This window comes from Amycolatopsis sp. YIM 10 (genome assembly GCF_009429145.1).
In the GTDB taxonomy this organism is placed as follows: Bacteria; Actinomycetota; Actinomycetes; order Mycobacteriales; family Pseudonocardiaceae; genus Amycolatopsis.
The window spans coordinates 4,579,277-4,594,472 of the sequence record NZ_CP045480.1; the positions used below are offsets into that span (position 1 = coordinate 4,579,277).

At 69.3% G+C, this 15,196-nt stretch carries 11 protein-coding genes and 2 pseudogenes; 8 read left to right on the plus strand and 5 right to left on the minus strand.

The genetic code is table 11. The annotated features are described in order from the left end of the window. The first annotated feature begins 137 nt into the window (after positions 1–137). The 5 genes and pseudogenes from YIM_RS22015 to YIM_RS22035 all read left to right on the plus strand — a co-directional run bounded on the left by YIM_RS22015 (position 138) and on the right by YIM_RS22035 (position 5,051). Positions 138–1,004, plus strand: coding sequence for an oxidoreductase (locus YIM_RS22015; RefSeq protein ID WP_153032140.1), 867 nt, complete (start codon positions 138–140; stop codon positions 1,002–1,004). A 918-nt stretch (positions 1,005–1,922) separates the two neighbouring features. Next, positions 1,923–2,205 (plus strand): annotated as a pseudogene (locus tag YIM_RS49675) (cytochrome P450); the annotation flags it as partial. A gap of 276 nt (positions 2,206–2,481) precedes the next feature. After that, a complete protein-coding gene (locus YIM_RS22025) occupies positions 2,482–3,180 on the plus strand; it encodes an SDR family NAD(P)-dependent oxidoreductase (RefSeq protein WP_228004897.1) in 699 nt (232 codons plus the stop codon). A 194-nt stretch (positions 3,181–3,374) separates the two neighbouring features. Further along, positions 3,375–4,250 (plus strand): alpha/beta hydrolase, encoded by an 876-nt coding sequence (locus tag YIM_RS22030; RefSeq protein WP_153037161.1) that lies wholly within the window; start codon positions 3,375–3,377, stop codon positions 4,248–4,250. A 33-nt stretch (positions 4,251–4,283) separates the two neighbouring features. Beyond that, positions 4,284–5,051 carry an SDR family oxidoreductase gene (locus YIM_RS22035; protein WP_228004898.1) on the plus strand — a complete coding sequence of 256 codons (768 nt, stop codon included), beginning with the start codon at positions 4,284–4,286 and terminating at the stop codon, positions 5,049–5,051. On the opposite strand, the gene YIM_RS22040 is transcribed toward YIM_RS22035, so the two are convergent. Then, positions 5,029–6,015 carry an AraC family transcriptional regulator gene (locus YIM_RS22040; protein ID WP_228004899.1) on the minus strand — a complete coding sequence of 329 codons (987 nt, stop codon included), beginning with the start codon at positions 6,013–6,015 and terminating at the stop codon, positions 5,029–5,031. The genes YIM_RS22035 and YIM_RS22040 overlap by 23 nt on opposite strands. 54 nt (positions 6,016–6,069) lie before the next feature. On the opposite strand from YIM_RS22040, the gene YIM_RS22045 reads away from it, so the two are divergent. Further along, positions 6,070–6,225: a hypothetical protein gene (locus tag YIM_RS22045; RefSeq protein ID WP_153032142.1), complete on the plus strand. Its 156-nt coding sequence runs from the start codon at positions 6,070–6,072 to the stop codon at positions 6,223–6,225. A 234-nt stretch (positions 6,226–6,459) separates the two neighbouring features. Further along, positions 6,460–7,563: a hypothetical protein gene (locus tag YIM_RS22050; protein ID WP_153032143.1), complete on the plus strand. Its 1,104-nt coding sequence runs from the start codon at positions 6,460–6,462 to the stop codon at positions 7,561–7,563. Between the two features lie 570 nt (positions 7,564–8,133). Here YIM_RS22050 and dpgD read toward each other — a convergent pair. Then, entirely contained in the window at positions 8,134–8,934 is an 801-nt protein-coding gene (gene dpgD / locus YIM_RS22055; protein WP_153032144.1) for an enoyl-CoA-hydratase DpgD, read from the minus strand. A 12-nt stretch (positions 8,935–8,946) separates the two neighbouring features. Further along, the gene (locus tag YIM_RS22060; RefSeq protein WP_370469005.1) at positions 8,947–10,404 is read right to left on the minus strand and encodes an aldehyde dehydrogenase family protein; all 1,458 of its coding nucleotides are present in this window, start codon (positions 10,402–10,404) and stop codon (positions 8,947–8,949) included. A gap of 207 nt (positions 10,405–10,611) precedes the next feature. Here YIM_RS22060 and YIM_RS22065 point away from each other — a divergent pair, with 207 nt between their 5' ends. After that, entirely contained in the window at positions 10,612–12,345 is a 1,734-nt protein-coding gene (locus YIM_RS22065; RefSeq protein ID WP_153032146.1) for a thiamine pyrophosphate-requiring protein, read from the plus strand. A 5-nt stretch (positions 12,346–12,350) separates the two neighbouring features. Here the strand turns inward: YIM_RS22065 and YIM_RS50080 are convergent, their stop codons facing one another. Together YIM_RS50080 and YIM_RS49685 are read right to left on the minus strand one after the other, a co-directional pair. Beyond that, positions 12,351–14,696 carry a LuxR C-terminal-related transcriptional regulator gene (locus YIM_RS50080; RefSeq protein WP_370469024.1) on the minus strand — a complete coding sequence of 782 codons (2,346 nt, stop codon included), beginning with the start codon at positions 14,694–14,696 and terminating at the stop codon, positions 12,351–12,353. Next, positions 14,697–15,116 (minus strand): annotated as a pseudogene (locus YIM_RS49685) (AAA family ATPase); the annotation flags it as partial. Between the last annotated feature and the right edge of the window lie 80 nt (positions 15,117–15,196).

Genomic DNA, 15,196 nt, shown 5'->3' on the forward strand with positions numbered 1-15,196 from the left:
ATTCCTCTCACCGAGCGCGCCAGCGAAAGCTGGCGTCATACGCAAGTGGATTGGCGCGCCACGCTAGTGCCAGTTCGCAGGTCCACTTCTAGCGTTCACGGCGAAAGGCCACCACGTCCACCGAAAGGATCACCACCATGACCACCAAGGTCGCACTCGTCACCGGAGCTTCGTCGGGGATCGGCGAGGCCACCGCGCTCAAGCTGCGCGAGGCCGGCTACACCGTCTACGGCGCGGCGCGGCGGATGCAGCGCATGCAACATCTGACCAAGCAGGGGATCCGGCTGCTGGCCATGGACGTCACCGACGACACCTCCATGCGGGAGGGCGTCGAGAAGATCATCGCCGACAACGGCCGGCTCGACGTCCTGGTCAACAACGCCGGTTACGGTTCCTACGGCGCCGTCGAAGACGTCCCCGTGCAGGAGGCCAGGGAGCAGTTCGAGGTGAACGTGTTCGGCGCGGCAAGGCTGACCCAGCTGGTCCTGCCGCACATGCGGGCGCAGCGCTCGGGAACCATCGTCAACATCACCTCGGTGGGTGGCCGCATGTGCACCTCGCTGGGAGGCTGGTACCACGCCACGAAGTTCGCGCTGGAAGCGCTCAGCGACTGCCTGCGCATGGAGCTCAAGCCCTTCGGGATCGACGTCGTGGTGATCGAACCGGGCGGGATCAAGACCGAGTGGGGCGGCATCGCCGCGCAGAAGGTCCGCGCCGCCTCCGGCACCGGCCCGTATGCCCCGCAGGCCGACGCCGTGGCCGACTCGCTCAGTTCGGAGGCCAACGAACGCCGTATGTCCTCGCCGGACTTGATCGCCAAGACCATCGTCAAGTCCGTCCGGGCACGCCGTCCCAAGACGCGTTACGCCGTCGGCTTCGGCGCCAAGCCCATGATCTTCCTGCACAACACGCTGCCCAACCGCACCTTCGACGCGTTCATGCTCCGCGCCACCGGCGTGCCCGCGAACTACGTGCCCGCGAACGACGTGCCGGCGAAAAACTGACGCGGCCCTCGTGAAGCCCGCGCTGGTCACCGGCGCCACCGCGGCGCCCGCCTCACACCTCGTCGCCGGCCCGGAATGAGGAGGCCGGATCACCACCGCGGCGGCGTGGTGATCCTGCTCGACCCCGAGCAGCCCGACGCCGAGCACTCAGGCGTCCGCGAGGCCGCGGAGGTCTGCCCGGCGGCCGTCATTTTCATCCAGGATCAGGGGGCTCCCATGACGACGACACAGGCCGACGACCTCGCCGGGGCGCCACTGCCGGCTCCGCGTCGATGTCCCTGCGCACCGCCCGGCTTCTACACCGAGACCCGTGCATCCGGTCGGCCTCGGCGCGGCACCATCTGGGATGGCAGCAACCCCTGGCTGGTCGCCACCCACCGTCAGGTCAACCAGGTGCTGGCCGACCCGCGCTTCCGCGCCGACGTGACCGACCCCGCCTTCCCCAACGTTGATCCCGCTCAACCGCAGACGCAGGGCGACATCTTCTTCCGCCAGGACGGCGACGAGCATCTGCCGATCCGCCACATCCTCGATCCCGACTTCGCCGTCACGCAGGTCGAACGGTGGCGGCCACGTATCGAGCAACTGGTTGACAAGGTCATCGACGCCCTGCTGACGCAACCTCGTCCGGTGGACCTGGTCAAGCACTTCGCGCTGCCGATTCCGACCATGGCGATCTGCGAAGTGCTCGGCGTGGACCTCGCCGACAGCTCGACCGTTTCCCGTGCCACCCATCTGATGACCGACATGGAGGCTCCTGCCGAGGCGAAGGTCGCCGCCATGGGCGAGATGAGCGACCTGATCGGCCGGCACGCCCGGGACAAGGAGGAGCACCCGGACGGCCGGTTGCTCAGCCGGCTGGTCACCTGGCACGTCCCCAGCGGCGAGCTGACTTTCGACCAGGCCGTGCTGCTGGGCATGCTGGTGATCGGCGCCGGGCACGAGACCACCGCGAACATGCTCGGCCTGTCCGTGCTCGCCTTGATCAAGCACCCTGACCAACGCGACACGCTCCGGTCCGACCTGGACACCTACGCCATGCCCTGCGCCGAGGAAATGCTGCGGTGGTGGACCATCATCCAGACCGAACCGCCCCGCTTCGCCCAGGAGGACATCGAGGTCGGCGGCCAGACGATCAAGGCAGGCGAGGGCATCATCTGCTCCCTGGCCGCTGGCGTTCGGGCATGGAGCGCACCAGTGCCTCGGCCAGAACCTCGCCCGCCGTGAGCTCCAGGTGGCCATGCCGCGGCTGTTCCAGCGGCTGCCCGGCCTGCGCTTGGCAGTGCCGGAGGAGGAACTGCGCTTCCGCGACACACACATCGTGTACGGCTTGTACGAACTTCCCGTGACCTGGTGAACGGGATGACCGGCACGCCGGCCGAACGGGTGGCATCGTCGTGGACGGCGGTCAGACCGAGGGCGAGACCGTCGGCAACGGCCGCGCCGCCTGCCTGGTCTACGCCCGGAAGACGACCGGGTGCTGGTGGTCGACCGAGAACTCGCCGCCGCCGAGCAGACCGCGGCACTGGTGCGCGCACAGGGCGGTCAGGCCCATGCCAACCACGCCGACATCACCGCCGAGGACGACTGCCGCAGCCATCCCGGCGCCGCGCTGTCCGCGTTCGGACACATCGACATCCTGCACAACAACGTCGGCATCGTCCCGGGTGGACGGACCGAACAGCTGGCCGCGGCCCAGTGGCGGACCGGCTTCGAGGTCAATCTCACCGGAATGTGGCTGACTTGCAAGTACATCCTGCCGATTTCGTCCATGGCGGTCCGGCGGCGAGGCGATCGCCTATGTTACGTCCAAGGCGTCCAAGGCGGCGGTGAACTCGATGACACGCTCGCTCGCTCTGGAGTACGCGCCGCACGGGTCCGGGTCAACGCCATCGCGCCCGGAATGATCGACACCCCGATGGGGCATCAAGGCACCGCCTGGGATATCGCCAACGTCGCGTTGTTCCTGGCGTCCGACGAGGCGGCCTACGTCACCGGTGTCGTCCTCCCCGTCGACGGCGGCTACACCCTGCAAAGGCTCATGACGGCTGCTGCCCGACGAAGGATATCCACAATGGATGATCGTGACAAAGGGTCTTCGGCTGGTGCGGGAGATGATCCCCGCCGAGATGGCGGATTTGGAGAACGGCTCCCCGGAGAGCTCCTTCGCCAGTGAGCTGCCGGAGCTGAACCCGGCGCCGCGCGGGACAGGCCCAAGGGGCACCGCGGGCGACGATGACGGGGCTCGGCGTGCAGGTCGAGCAGCGGACGATGTCGCGTGAGGCCAAAAACCTGTCGTCTCCAGGCAAGGTGGCGCCGACCCGAATCGCCACTATGGGAGGACGCAGAGTCGCGATCGAGGAGGCCGCCATGCGTCGTGAGGACATCGTCGTTCGCTCAGGCGGGCAGGATTGCGCCGGCTGGCTGTACCACGCCGACGCCGCGAAACCGGCTGCCACTGTGGTCATGGCGCACGGGCTGGCCGCGGTGAAGGAAATGCGGCTGGACGCCTACGCCGAACGCTTCGCGCGGGCGGGTTACCACGTGCTGGTGTTCGACTACCGGCACTTCGGTGCCAGTGGGGGACAGCCGCGGCAGCTCCTGGACATCCGGCGTCAGCATGAAGACTGGGCCGCGGCGGTCGGCTACGCGCGCAGTTTGCCGGAGGTCGACCCCGCGAAAGTCGCGTTGTGGGGTACGTCGTTGGCCGGCGGGCACGTCCTGGCGCTGGCCGGCGAACTCCGGGCCGCCGCGGTGATCGCCCAGGTTCCGCATGTCGACGGGCCAGCCTCGGTGGGGGCGCTCGGGCCGCGGCAGGTGCTCCGCCTGACCGGGCACGGCCTGCTGGACGCGGGCCGGGCAGTGCTGCGGCGGTCGCCGCACTACGTGCCCGCGACCGGCGAACCGGGTACGGCCGCGTTGATGACCGCCCCCGAAGCCGCGGAGTACCTGCGGTTGGTACCGCCGGATGTGCCGTTCGACCAGCGGGTCGCCGCCCGGTTCGCGCTCCGCGTCGGCCTGTACGCGCCTGGCCGGGCGTTGCGCCGCCTGCAGGTCCCGACGCTGGTACAGGTGGGGACCAGGGATCAAACCACACCACCGGGGCCGGCCGTCAAGGCGGCATCCGGCAACCCGTGGGTGACCTTGTCGACCTACGAGGCGGGGCACTTCGAGCCGTACACCGGAGAATTCTTCGAAACGTTCCTCGCCGAGCAGATCGCGTTCCTCGACAAAACCGTCGCTTGACCATTCGTGTTGCCGAGTTTCTTGGGAAGTGTCGTGTCTCGAACCATCGTGATCACCGGCGCGGGCGCCGGAATCGGCGCCGAGGCCGCTCGTCGGTTCGCGCGGGCCGGCTGGACCCTGTGCGCCACTGACGTCGACAAAGCAGCGCTGGACGTCCTTCGCGACGAACTTGGCGACAAGCACACCTACGCGCGGATGGACGTCGCTGACCCTGTCCGGGTCGGCCAGGTCCTCAGCGCCTTCGCGGTCGCGCACGGCGGTGCGTTCGATGTTCTGCTCAACAACGCCGGCGTGGCGTTCATCGACAAGTTCGAGGAGTTGAGTCTCGAACAGCACGAAAAGGTCGTGCGGGTCAACGTCAACGGCGTCCTGACGTGTACGCACGCCGCATTTCCTTACCTGGTCAGGGGACGCGCGGCGAAGGTGATCAGCATGTGTTCCCGCGCGGCCGAATACGGCGTGCCGAGCGAAGCGATCTATTCGGCGACCAAGTTCTTCGTGCGCGGGTTGACCGAGGCGCTGAACATCGAATGGGAGCGCCACGGCATCCATGTCTGCGATATTATGCCCAACTTCGTCGACACTCCGATGATGGCCGCTGCGGACGGCGACATCGTCGACTCCATCGGCATCAACTTGACCGCTGCGGACGTCGCGGCCGCCATCCTGCGGGCCGCCGACGACCGGAGCCGCGTGCACTGGAAGGTCGACACCCGGAAGAATCACGTCTTCATCGGACTGCTCAACCGGGCGCCGCGGCGCCTGCACCGAGCCGCGATCAAGCGTCTTGCGGGCTTCTGAGCGACGGGTGGCGAAGGGCGCGGCGGTGCGTGAGCGGCGCCGCGCCGAACCACCGGTGGGAGGCTCGGGTCAGCGCGCCCTGCTCGGCGTAGCCGAGCTCGCGGGCCAGGTGCCCCAGCGACATGTCGGTGTCACGCAGGAGCCGTTCGGCCACGTCGCGACGCACGGCGTCGACCACTTCGGCGAACGTGGCGCCGCCCGCGGCGAGCCGGCGCTGCAGGGTGCGTGGGTGCAGGCCCAGGTGCCCGGCGATCAGGTCGAGACTCGCGTCGCCGGTGGGCAACAGCCGCCGGATGAGTTCGGCCACGGCGGTCGCCACGCCGGCCTCGCCCGGCGGGGTGACGGTCTTCAAGTAGGCGACCAGAGCCGCGTGGGTGGTGGGGTCGGGGGTCAGCTGCCGGTCGAGGTCGGACGAGCGGAGCGTGAATCCCGCGAAGGACTCCTCGAACCGGGGCGGCGCACCGAAGTAGGTCGTGTAGTCACTTCGGCTGGTGAGGGCCGTGTGGGGCAGGTGGACACGCAGCGGTGACCAGGTCGCGCCGAGGAGCAACCGGAACACCCGGAGTGACACCCCGAGTGCGAGTTCGATGCCTTGCGGGTGCGGCGAAAGCCGCTGCAGCAGGATCCGGAACTCAAAGGTGGTCAGACCGGGCCGGTCGTCAAGGGGCGTCAGCCGGACCTCGATCGCGGGACTGTACGCGCCCAGGTAACGGGCAAAGGTGACCATCGCATCGCCCACGGTCGGAGCCGTGCGCGCCGCGGCCCCCACCGATCCGAGGATCTCGATGCCCTGCACCTCCGCGAGAAGCCGCCCGAACGTCGGGGCACCGGTGTCCCGTGCCGCGTCTTCCAACACTTCGAGCAGGCAGATGTAGTCAATGAAGGACTCGAAGTCACCGACTGCCGCCTCGGGGATCCGGCGGCGTCGCAGCAACTCGGCGGGACACCCGCCGAGCTGCTCCACCAGGACCGGGAAGCCGCTCAGCGACGTCCCTCGAATCAAGCTCACCGCATCAGCGTGGATACCCGCGACGCGGAACGCAAGTTCGTCGCGCTACTGGCCGTCACCGAGCGGGCTGTCGGACGACACTATGGCTTCAAAGTTGAGATGTATGGCTTCAATTCCTGGTGTGAAGGCTACTTTGATGTTCGTCGGGGGTTGGAAACCCGTTGAGGGTAGTTGGACTTGCTACGTGGGATGGCGGTGTAGGACGCGGCGGTGAGTGGAAGAGAGAAGCGGCGTCGGGTACGCAAGGAGAAGGCGCGGAGGGCTCGCCAGCGAGGGCGAGGCCAGCCACAGGAGAGCGCTCGGCTGCTCGGCCATCTCCAGCGCTCAGCCAGCACGCCGGCCAGGTACTCAGCTGAGGGTGTTGATCCCGCGGAAGCGGCTGCCGCAGCGCGTTCGGACTTGGTCGAGCTGGGTGGCAAGGTCGTTGAGGCCGCTTGCGGGCTGGATGTGATCACTGCGGTGTCCAGCGTGCAGACGGTCATGGCCATGGAGCGCTCGGCTACCGGGGAGGACGTTCCGGCAGCCATACTCGAGCTGATCGCACTGCTTCTGACCTGCCGCGACGCGGCTGGTCCCGCAGAGCCCTGCCGGGATCAGTACGGTCCAGACAACCTGTACGCGGCGACCCGGGAGCTGCTCTCCGTCGGCAGCATGATCCCGATCGTCGAGAAGCCCGACGGCTCGCCTGAGTCCACCATCGTGTTCGCCTCCATCCAACGCGAGGTGCTGCTCCGCAACCCGGTGTACCCGCACATGCTGCTGGAGAGCCTGCACGGCCTGTTCGGCGACGAGGCAGTCGATGCTGACTGCCGGGAGGTCCTCGGCTTTGGTGGTCACGAGGCCGTTGAAGTCATGAACGCCGCCAGTGTGCTTCTGCGCCGTGGTCACGAAGGCCTGTTCGAGCGCATGTTCGCCGCTCGCGACGCGCTGTTACCTTACTTGCGGCGCTATGCTCCAGGGAGTGGTGAGGAACTGCCCGAAGAGGGCAGGAGAGCGCTGCAGGAGAACGTCGACGCAATGACCTCCATGACGACCAACATCGCGGACACCACCACGCTCGATCCCGACGCGATCGCGCGGGAGACCGGCCTGTCCCGTGCCACCGTCGAAAGGTGCTCGACGCATTCACCTTGCACGGCATCACAGACCAGACCGAGGTACTCGACCGCGTCGTCTACGGGGACAATCCACTACGGACCTTTGGAAGAGAGTCGGGGACCATCTGCCCTGGGCTCGCGCTCAAGGTATCTCCGCGCACTGGCTCCGCCACACAACACTGACGTGGGTGGAACGGAACTTCGGCCCCGCCATCGCTCGCGGTTTCGCGGGTCATGCCTTGCAGACCGCTGGGAACACTCCCACGATTGCGATCTACACGAAGGCCACCTTGCAAGAGATCGCGGGAGCACTGGCAGCGCTCACGGGCGAACCGCACCCCCTGGTCCCCGCGACAGGCGACGATTTGATTACCCGCGATGGCTGGTGGTAGTTTCCTATACATGAACTCTAATCCTGAACGTGGATTAGGGGCTGTATCTCGTTCCGAGGTTCCTGTTCGGTACTCCAGTACCGAATTTTGTGTTTCATTCCCCTCTCGGACACGCACATTGTTCACCCGAGGAGAGGCCGTCGCGTAGACGGTCTCTTTTCGTTGTCGTACCGCAGGTCGAGCCGCAACTCCTGGTACAACCGCTTCAGGCTGGCACGTGGGGTGAAACACCCGCCACGTTGGAGGAATGCCTCGTCCTTGAGTCATCCGCGGGCTGGGCTGCCGAGCAGGTGGAGGACCGTCTCCGCGACCACTTCGCTCACCGGCCGAACCGCCGGCTCGAATCGCTACGCAAGCCATTCTCGACGCGGCAACCTGACCCGATCTTCGTGTGCGTAGCGGCCTGGCTGAGGCCGGGTCCGGTGGCTGCTCGGCGGACTCTCACACGGCGATGGGCGGGAAGGCCGACCGTCGGAGTGGAGTGGACGACGTGTCTGGCCGATCTCCGTCCAGGTGGCACCCTCATCGGTGAGTCAAAGGGCAAAGATCGTGCCCTTTGAAGCGGGTGGGCTCGCGAAGGGAATTCAGGAGGCCGTCCACTTCGGGGGTCGCTTCTCGACGAAGGAGAGCGGGCCTTCGAGTGCGTCCTGGCTGTGCATCCGCCGTTCTTCCCAGGTGAAGCGGGTGGCGAAGGCCTGGGGCAGCGGCATGGACAGCGACGCGGTCGCCGCCTCCTTGATGGCCCGGACGGCCAGGGGAGCGCAGCGCAGCAAGTCCTCGACCCATTCCTCGACGCAGGCGTCCAGGTCGGCGGCGGGCACCACGTCGTTGACCAGGCCGAGGGCCAGCGCACGGTCGGCGGCGAGGCGGCGTCCAGTCATGAGGTGGCCGAGCGCGGTTTTGAACGGCAGTTGCCGCGCGAGGCGGAACACCCCGCCCGCGCCGGCGATCAGGCCGAGGCGAGCCTCGGGCAGGGCGAAGGTGGCGGAATCGGCGGCGACGATCAGATCGCAGGCCAGCGCGAGTTCGAACCCGCCACCGAGTGCGTATCCGTTGACTCTGGCGACCACCGGTTTCGACAGGTCGAAGCGCTCGGTCAGCCGTGGCCAGCCGGGTTTGCCGCGGCTGCCGAAGGTCGAGGGCGGCTCGCCGTTCTCGACTCGCCGGACGAGTTCCTTCAGGTCCTGGCCCACGGAGAACGCCCGATCGCCTGCTCCGGTGAGCACACCGACCCAGATGTTGTCGTCCGCCTCGAAATCGTCCCAGACCGCGGCCAGTTCTTCGTGCATCCGCAGGTCCATGGCGTTGAGCACGTCCGGGCGGTTGAGCGTGATGCGGGCGACGTGCCCCTGCTTGCGGTAGAGCACCCGCGGTTCCCCGGCCATGGACCTGCCTCCTCAGAACGGATAGGGCGCCGCGGCGGGGCGGACGGTCAGCCACCGCCATCGGGTGAACTCGTCCCAGCTGTGGAGCGCGCCGTGGCGGCTGCCGTTGCCGGAGCTGCCCGTGCCGCCGAACGGCACGAACGCGTTGTCGTCCACGGTCTGCCCGTTGACGTGCACGATGCCGGTGCGCAATCGCCTGGCGAGCCGCCGTCCGCGGTCGGGGGAGCCGGTTTGCACGGCCGCGACCAGTCCGTACTCCGTCTGGTTGGCGACGCGGACCGCCTCGTCTTCGTCGCGGACCACGACGACCGGTGCGACCGGGCCGAAGATCTCTTCGGTGAAGGCGGGCATCGCGGTGCTCACCCCGGCCAGTACCGTCGGTTCGTAGAACAGGTCCCGGTGCGTCCCGCCCGCGCGCAGGTCCGCGCCCGCGGCCACCGTCTCGCGCACGATGTTGTCCACTCTGGACAGCTGGACGTCGTTGATCAGCGGGCCGAGCGCGGCTTCGGTGGTCCACGGGTCGTCCGCGACCAGGGCGCGCGCCCGGCCCGCCAGTCGTCCGAGGTACTCGTCCGCCACCGCTTCGAGCACCACGTGCCTGCTCGCGGCCATGCAGATCTGGCCCTGGTGCAGGAAAGCACCCCAAGCGCCCGCCGAACTCGCGGCGTCGAGATCGGCGTCGTCGAGCACGATCAGCGCGTTGTTCCCGCCCAGCTCCAGTGAACAGCGCTTGAGCATCCGCCCGGCCACCTCGCCGACCCGGCGGCCGACCGCGGTCGAGCCGGTGAACGCGATCATGGCGACGTTCGGGTGCGCGGTCAGCGCTTCACCGGGCTCGGCGTCGCCGGGCAGGACGTGCAGCACACCCTCGGGCAGCCCGGCTTCCTCGAAGAGCCGCGCGACCGCGAACCCGCCCGAGACCGGTGTCTGCACGTCGGGCTTGAGCACGACGGCATTGCCGAGCGCCAGCGCGGGGGCGACCGCGCGCAGGGCCAGTACGAGCGGGAAGTTCCACGGGCTGATCACGCCGACCACGCCGAGCGGCACCCGACGGCCGATGCTCTCGAATTCGGAGCCGGAGGGCAGCAGGTGACCGTGTGGCTGGGTGGGCAGCGCCGCGGCCGCCCACAGCTCGTCGGCGGCGGAGCGGATTTCGAACGCGGCTTTCGGCGCCACCGCACCACCTTCGCGGATGAGCCATTCGGCCACTTCCCGCTGGTGTGCTTCGAGAATCCCGGCGGCGCGCCGCAGTACGGCCGCCCGCTCGGCCGGTTCCGCGTCGGCCCAGGAAGGCTGGGCCCGGACGGCGGCGCATACCGCGGTGCCGATGTCCTCGGGTGAGGCCAGGCCGGTGGTGGCAAGGGTCTTCCCGGTGGCCGGTTCGAGGACGTCGACCGTGCCGGACGCGGTGACCCAGCCGGAGCTGAACACCTTGCCGGTGAGCGCGTCGATGTCCAGCAACTGGGGCACGGGATCTCCTCGGCCGTGAAGTGGTCGATTCCCGGGAAATGCTAGGTGCGCGGGCGAAGCGCACCAAGGAAAAGCGCTTTCCCGCGCGCGGAATCCGGGGGCGCTAGGGGGCCGGTGAGGGGGTGCGCCGGTGCCGCCGATCGGGGTTGCGGGCCCACCGTTCCGGCTGTTTGGCTCGGAACCCGGCGTGATTCGGGAGGCGGGGCGATGGCGCGTTCGGAGCGCGGATACACCACCAGCACGGCGTTCCTGGAAGCGCTCGCGGAGGCCGGAGTCCGTTACGTGTTCGCCAATCTCGGCAGCGACCATCCCGGCCTCGTCGAGGCCTACGCGAGGGCGCGTGACGAGGGCAGGGCCGATGAGCTACCCGAGCTGGTCATCTGCCCGCACGAGAGCGTCGCCCTGTCCGCCGCGCAGGGGTATGCCCAGGCCAGCGGACAGCCACAGGCGGTGATCGTGCACGTGGACTGCGGGACGCAGAACCTCGGCGGCACCCTGCACAACGTGGCCAAGGCGCGGGTTCCGGTGCTCATCTTCGCCGGTGCGTCGCCGGTGACGCAGGAAGGGGAGCTGCCGGGCGGGCGCAACGAGTTCATCCACTGGATCCAGGACGTCCCCGACCAGCGCGGCATCGTGCGCGGCTACACCAAGTACGACAACGAGATCCGGACCGGCCGGAACGTCAAGCAGCTGGTGCACCGGGCGATCCAGATCGCGTGCAGCGAGCCGGCCGGGCCGGTGTACCTGGTCGGCGCCCGGGAAGTGATGGAGGAGCACCTCACCCCGGCACCGGGCAGACCTGAGCTGTTCACGCCGGTCACATCCGGCGCGCTCGCGCCTGAGGTGGCGGGCCGGATCGCGGACGCGTTGGCCGGGGCCCGGAATCCCGTTGTGGTGACGTCGAACCTCGGCCGCGAGCCGGACGCGGTGGTGGAGCTGGTCCGCCTGTGCGAACGGCTCGCGATCCGGGTGATCGAATCGGTGCCGATGTACGTCAACTTCCCGGCCGACCACCCGTTGCACGCGGGTTACCAGTGGAACACCCCCGCGCCGAACCCCGCCCTCGCCGAAGCCGACGTGATCCTGGTGCTGGGCTGCGAAGTGCCGTGGATCCCGTCGCTGAACCGGCCCGCCGAGGACGCGCGCGTTTTTGTGGTGGACGCCGATCCGCTGAAGGAGCGCACCCCGCTGTGGCACGTGCCCGCGGAGCTGTACGCACGAGCGAATCCGGGCCTGGCCGCGCGGCAGCTCGCGGACGCGGTCGCCGCCGATTCGGTGCGGACGGACGAAGTGGCCGCCCGGTACACGCGCAGCGTGGCCGAACACGATCGCCGAGCCGCGGACCGCGCGCGAAGGACACGGCCCCGGCCGGACGTCATCACGCCCGAGTACCTGGCGGCGTGCGTGCACGACGTCATCGACGACGAGACCATCGTGCTGTCCGAAGCCATCACGAACTTCGGGGTGGTCAGCGAGTTCGTCCCGCGATCGGTGCCCGGCACGCTGTTCGGTTCCGGCGGCAGTTCGCTCGGCTGGCACGCCGGTGCCGCGATCGGGGTGAAACTCGCCGTGCCGGACCGGCTCGTGGTCTCGCTGGTGGGCGACGGGACCTACCTGTTCGGCGTACCGGCCTCCGCGAGCTGGATGTCAAGGCGTTACGGCGCACCGAATCTCACGGTCATCATCGACAACCAGGGCTGGCGGGCACCCAAGCTGTCCACGCTGGCCGTGCACCCGGACGGGGTGGCCGCGGCGAACGACGACTTCGGCGTCGGGTTCGCGCCGGGCGCGGATCTGCCCGGGGTCGCCGCCGCGGCGGGAGGCGCCTGGGCCCGTACCGTCGTGGACCCGGCGGAACTGCCCGCGCTGCTCACCGAGGCGGTGAAAGTGGTGCGGGACGGGCGTTCCGCGGTGCTCTCCGCCCGCGTTCCCGCCTTGTGAGGTGCTCAGCCCGCGTGGTCCCGCCGGACTTCGGCGGCCCACGCGGTCCGGCGGAACGGCAGTCCTTCCGGCAACTGCGTGCGGCTGTCGATCTTCAGCTTCCGGTAGATCCGCGTCAGGTGCTGTTCCACCGTGCTCTCGGTGATGCTCAGCTTCCGGCTGATGGCGCGGTTGGTGTGCCGCAGCGAGGCCAGTGACGCCACGCGCCACTCGGCGTCGCTGAGCGCGGCCAGCCCGTCGTTCTCGTCCGGTTCGTCGGCGGGAGTGCCGCCGCCGACGGTGGTCTGCACGGCGGCGAGGCGTTGCTGCAGCGGCGCGGCCTCGCAACTGCGCGCGGCCTGGACCGCCTGCTGGGTGACCTCACGCGCCTTGGCGGAGTCGCCGAGCCGGTGGTAGACCTCGCCGAGGTCGGCCAGGGTGAGCGCGAGCTCGAAGCGGTCACCGCAGGACCGCAGCTGCTGGGCGGCCTCGGCCAGCAGGTGCGGCCGCTGGTCCGGATCGGCCGCTTCCGCGAGTACCCGCAGGGAAGCGCCCTTGGTGCGTGGTCCGATGGACCCGCCGATCCGGAGTTGCTGGGTGATCAGTTCGCTCGCGGCTTCCGGTTCGCCGAGCCGCAGGTGCACCAGTGCCGCGTCGCGGCGCCAGGGTGCCAGCGCCGGCTGGTCGATGTTCCACTTGGTCATCAGCGCGCCGCAGCTTTCGAAGTCGTTCAGCGCCGCCGTGAGGTGGTTGGTGGCGAGCAGGTAGTGCCCGCGGGCGCGCAGGTACTGGGGCGCGAACCAGGTCTGCGCCATGGACTTGGGCACGGCCTGCTTGAGCGCGGCCGCGGCCGCGCCGAACTCGCCCATCGCCGTGGTCGCCATGATCAGGCTGGCCAGCGGGGAACCGATCGAGGCACCCCAGCCCTGTGCGGGGATCCGGCTCAGCGCGGCGCGGGCCCGGTCCGCGGCCAGTGGCAGGTCGCCCTGGCGCAACGCGATGTCCGCACCGATGTTCGACAGCAGCGCCTCCCAGGTTTTGGCGCGGCGGGAGGAAGCCTCCTCGATCAGCGCGTCGCACCACCGCGCGGCGGTGGCGAGCCGGTCGGAGTAGACCAGCGCCAGCAGCGCGAGCAGCAGCGCGTCGATGGTTTCGTCGTCGAGCGCGAAGCTGTGCAGCACGTGGTCCGCGGCCGCGTCCGCGTTCGCCCCCGGTCCCTCGGTGAGCACGGTGAGCAGCGAGGTGACCGCTCTGGTCCACGGCCTCACGGCGGTCGAGATGGCGTCGCCTGCCGCCGGATCGGTCAGTGCGTGCGGACGGCGCGGGAAGAGCGGGGGGTGCGAGAACGACAGCAGGTGGTGTACCAGGTGGAGTTCGGCGGCGAACGGATTGTCCGGCGCGCCAGCCGATTCGACCAGCGCGTTCAACGCCACGCCCGCTTCGGCGGGGTGGTCGGGGGAGAGCAGGAACTTGATCAGCGCGAGCAGGTTCTGATCGGAGAGCTGCCCGTCCCGCAAGGCCGCGTTGAGCCGCGCGACCGATTCGGTGGTCGCGGCGGGGTTGGAGCGCCATTCCAGCCGGGCGAGCGCGGTGGTGATCTCCACGCGCTCGTCCCGGTCCGAGCTGCCGCGGTAGGCGAGTTCCAGGCAGGTGACGGCAAAATCGACGTTGTCGTCGGCCAGTGCGGTTTCGGCGGTCTCGCGCAGCACCCCGATGGCCCACGGCGAGTGCACCTGGTCGGCGGTGATCAGGTGCCGGGCGATCTGCGCTACCGGGGCGCGGTCCTGGTAGAGCAGGTCCGCGGCGCGCTGGTGCATCCTGCCGCGGTCCTCCGGGCCGAGGCTGTCGAGCACGGCCGCCGCGGCCGAAGGGTGCCGGTAGCGGCCGGCGGAGTCGAGCAGCCCGGCCAGGGTCAGCACGTCGAGCGATTGGGTGGCCGAATCGGCCTTGATCCCGAGCAGCCGCCCCAGCGTCTTCGCCGAGGCGGGCGAGGATTCACCCAGCACGGCAATGCCCCTGGCCACGGTGAGCAGTATCGGGTCCCACCGGTTCAGGCAGGCGATGACGGCTTCGCCGAACTCCTCGCCCACCACGAGTTCCGGCGCGTCGTGCACGCTTCTGGCGGCGGCGTCGCGGTGGTCGGCGATGAGCGCTTTGACCAGCAACGGGTTGCCACCGCTGATCCGCCAGCACGCCGCGGCGTGGCGGTTGGCGGCGGGGGTGTCGAGGTGCGCGGCCAGCAGACCGGCCACCCCGCGCCGGGTGAGCGGGTTCAGCCGGATGCGGTGGAAGTACGGCTGGCGCGCGATCTCGGCGCGGAACACCGGGTGCGTCGGATGGGAGGTGGCCCATTCGGTGAGCACGATGAGCATGTTCGCCGACCGGATGCGCTGCTGCAGGTAGAGCAGCACCTGCAACGACGGGCTGTCGGCGAACTGCACGTCGTCGACGCACACCACCACCGGCCGCTTCCTGGCCAGTTCCAGCAGGACCATCGACAGCCCGTGCACGGCGCGGGCGTTCTCGTGGCCGACGGTCAGCGGTTCGCCGGCGGCGGTCCCGGCGGTCAGCGTCTCCTCGTTCAGCAGCTCCGCCACCCGGTCCGAGATACCGTCCGGGAGGTCCACCCCGTGGAACAGCTGCCCCAGCACGCTGAACTGCAAGGTCCGTTCCGCGCGGGAGCCGACCGCGGTGACCACGAGGGCGCCCGCCGCCGCGGCCGCGTCGGCCGCGTAGCCGAGCAGTTCGGTCTTGCCACTGGCGATCCCGCCGGTGATCAGCGCCACCTGCCCGCGCCCCTGGGGCGCAGTCGGCGTAGAGGTCCTTGAGGAGTTTCAGCTCCCCCTGACGTTCCACCAGTATCATGCGGTGC

What these genes read in the sequence shown, in the direction of transcription:
- YIM_RS22015 (WP_153032140.1), top strand. Translation starts at nt 138, where the DNA reads ATGACCACCAAGGTCGCACTCGTCACCGGAGCTTCGTCGGGGATCGGC.
- YIM_RS22030 (WP_153037161.1), top strand. Translation starts at nt 3,375, where the DNA reads ATGCGTCGTGAGGACATCGTCGTTCGCTCAGGCGGGCAGGATTGCGCC.
- dpgD (WP_153032144.1), bottom strand. Translation starts at nt 8,934, where the DNA reads ATGGCCGGGGAACCGCGGGTGCTCTACCGCAAGCAGGGGCACGTCGCC.
- YIM_RS22065 (WP_153032146.1), top strand. Translation starts at nt 10,612, where the DNA reads ATGGCGCGTTCGGAGCGCGGATACACCACCAGCACGGCGTTCCTGGAA.
- YIM_RS50080 (WP_370469024.1), bottom strand. Translation starts at nt 14,696, where the DNA reads ATGCTCATCGTGCTCACCGAATGGGCCACCTCCCATCCGACGCACCCG.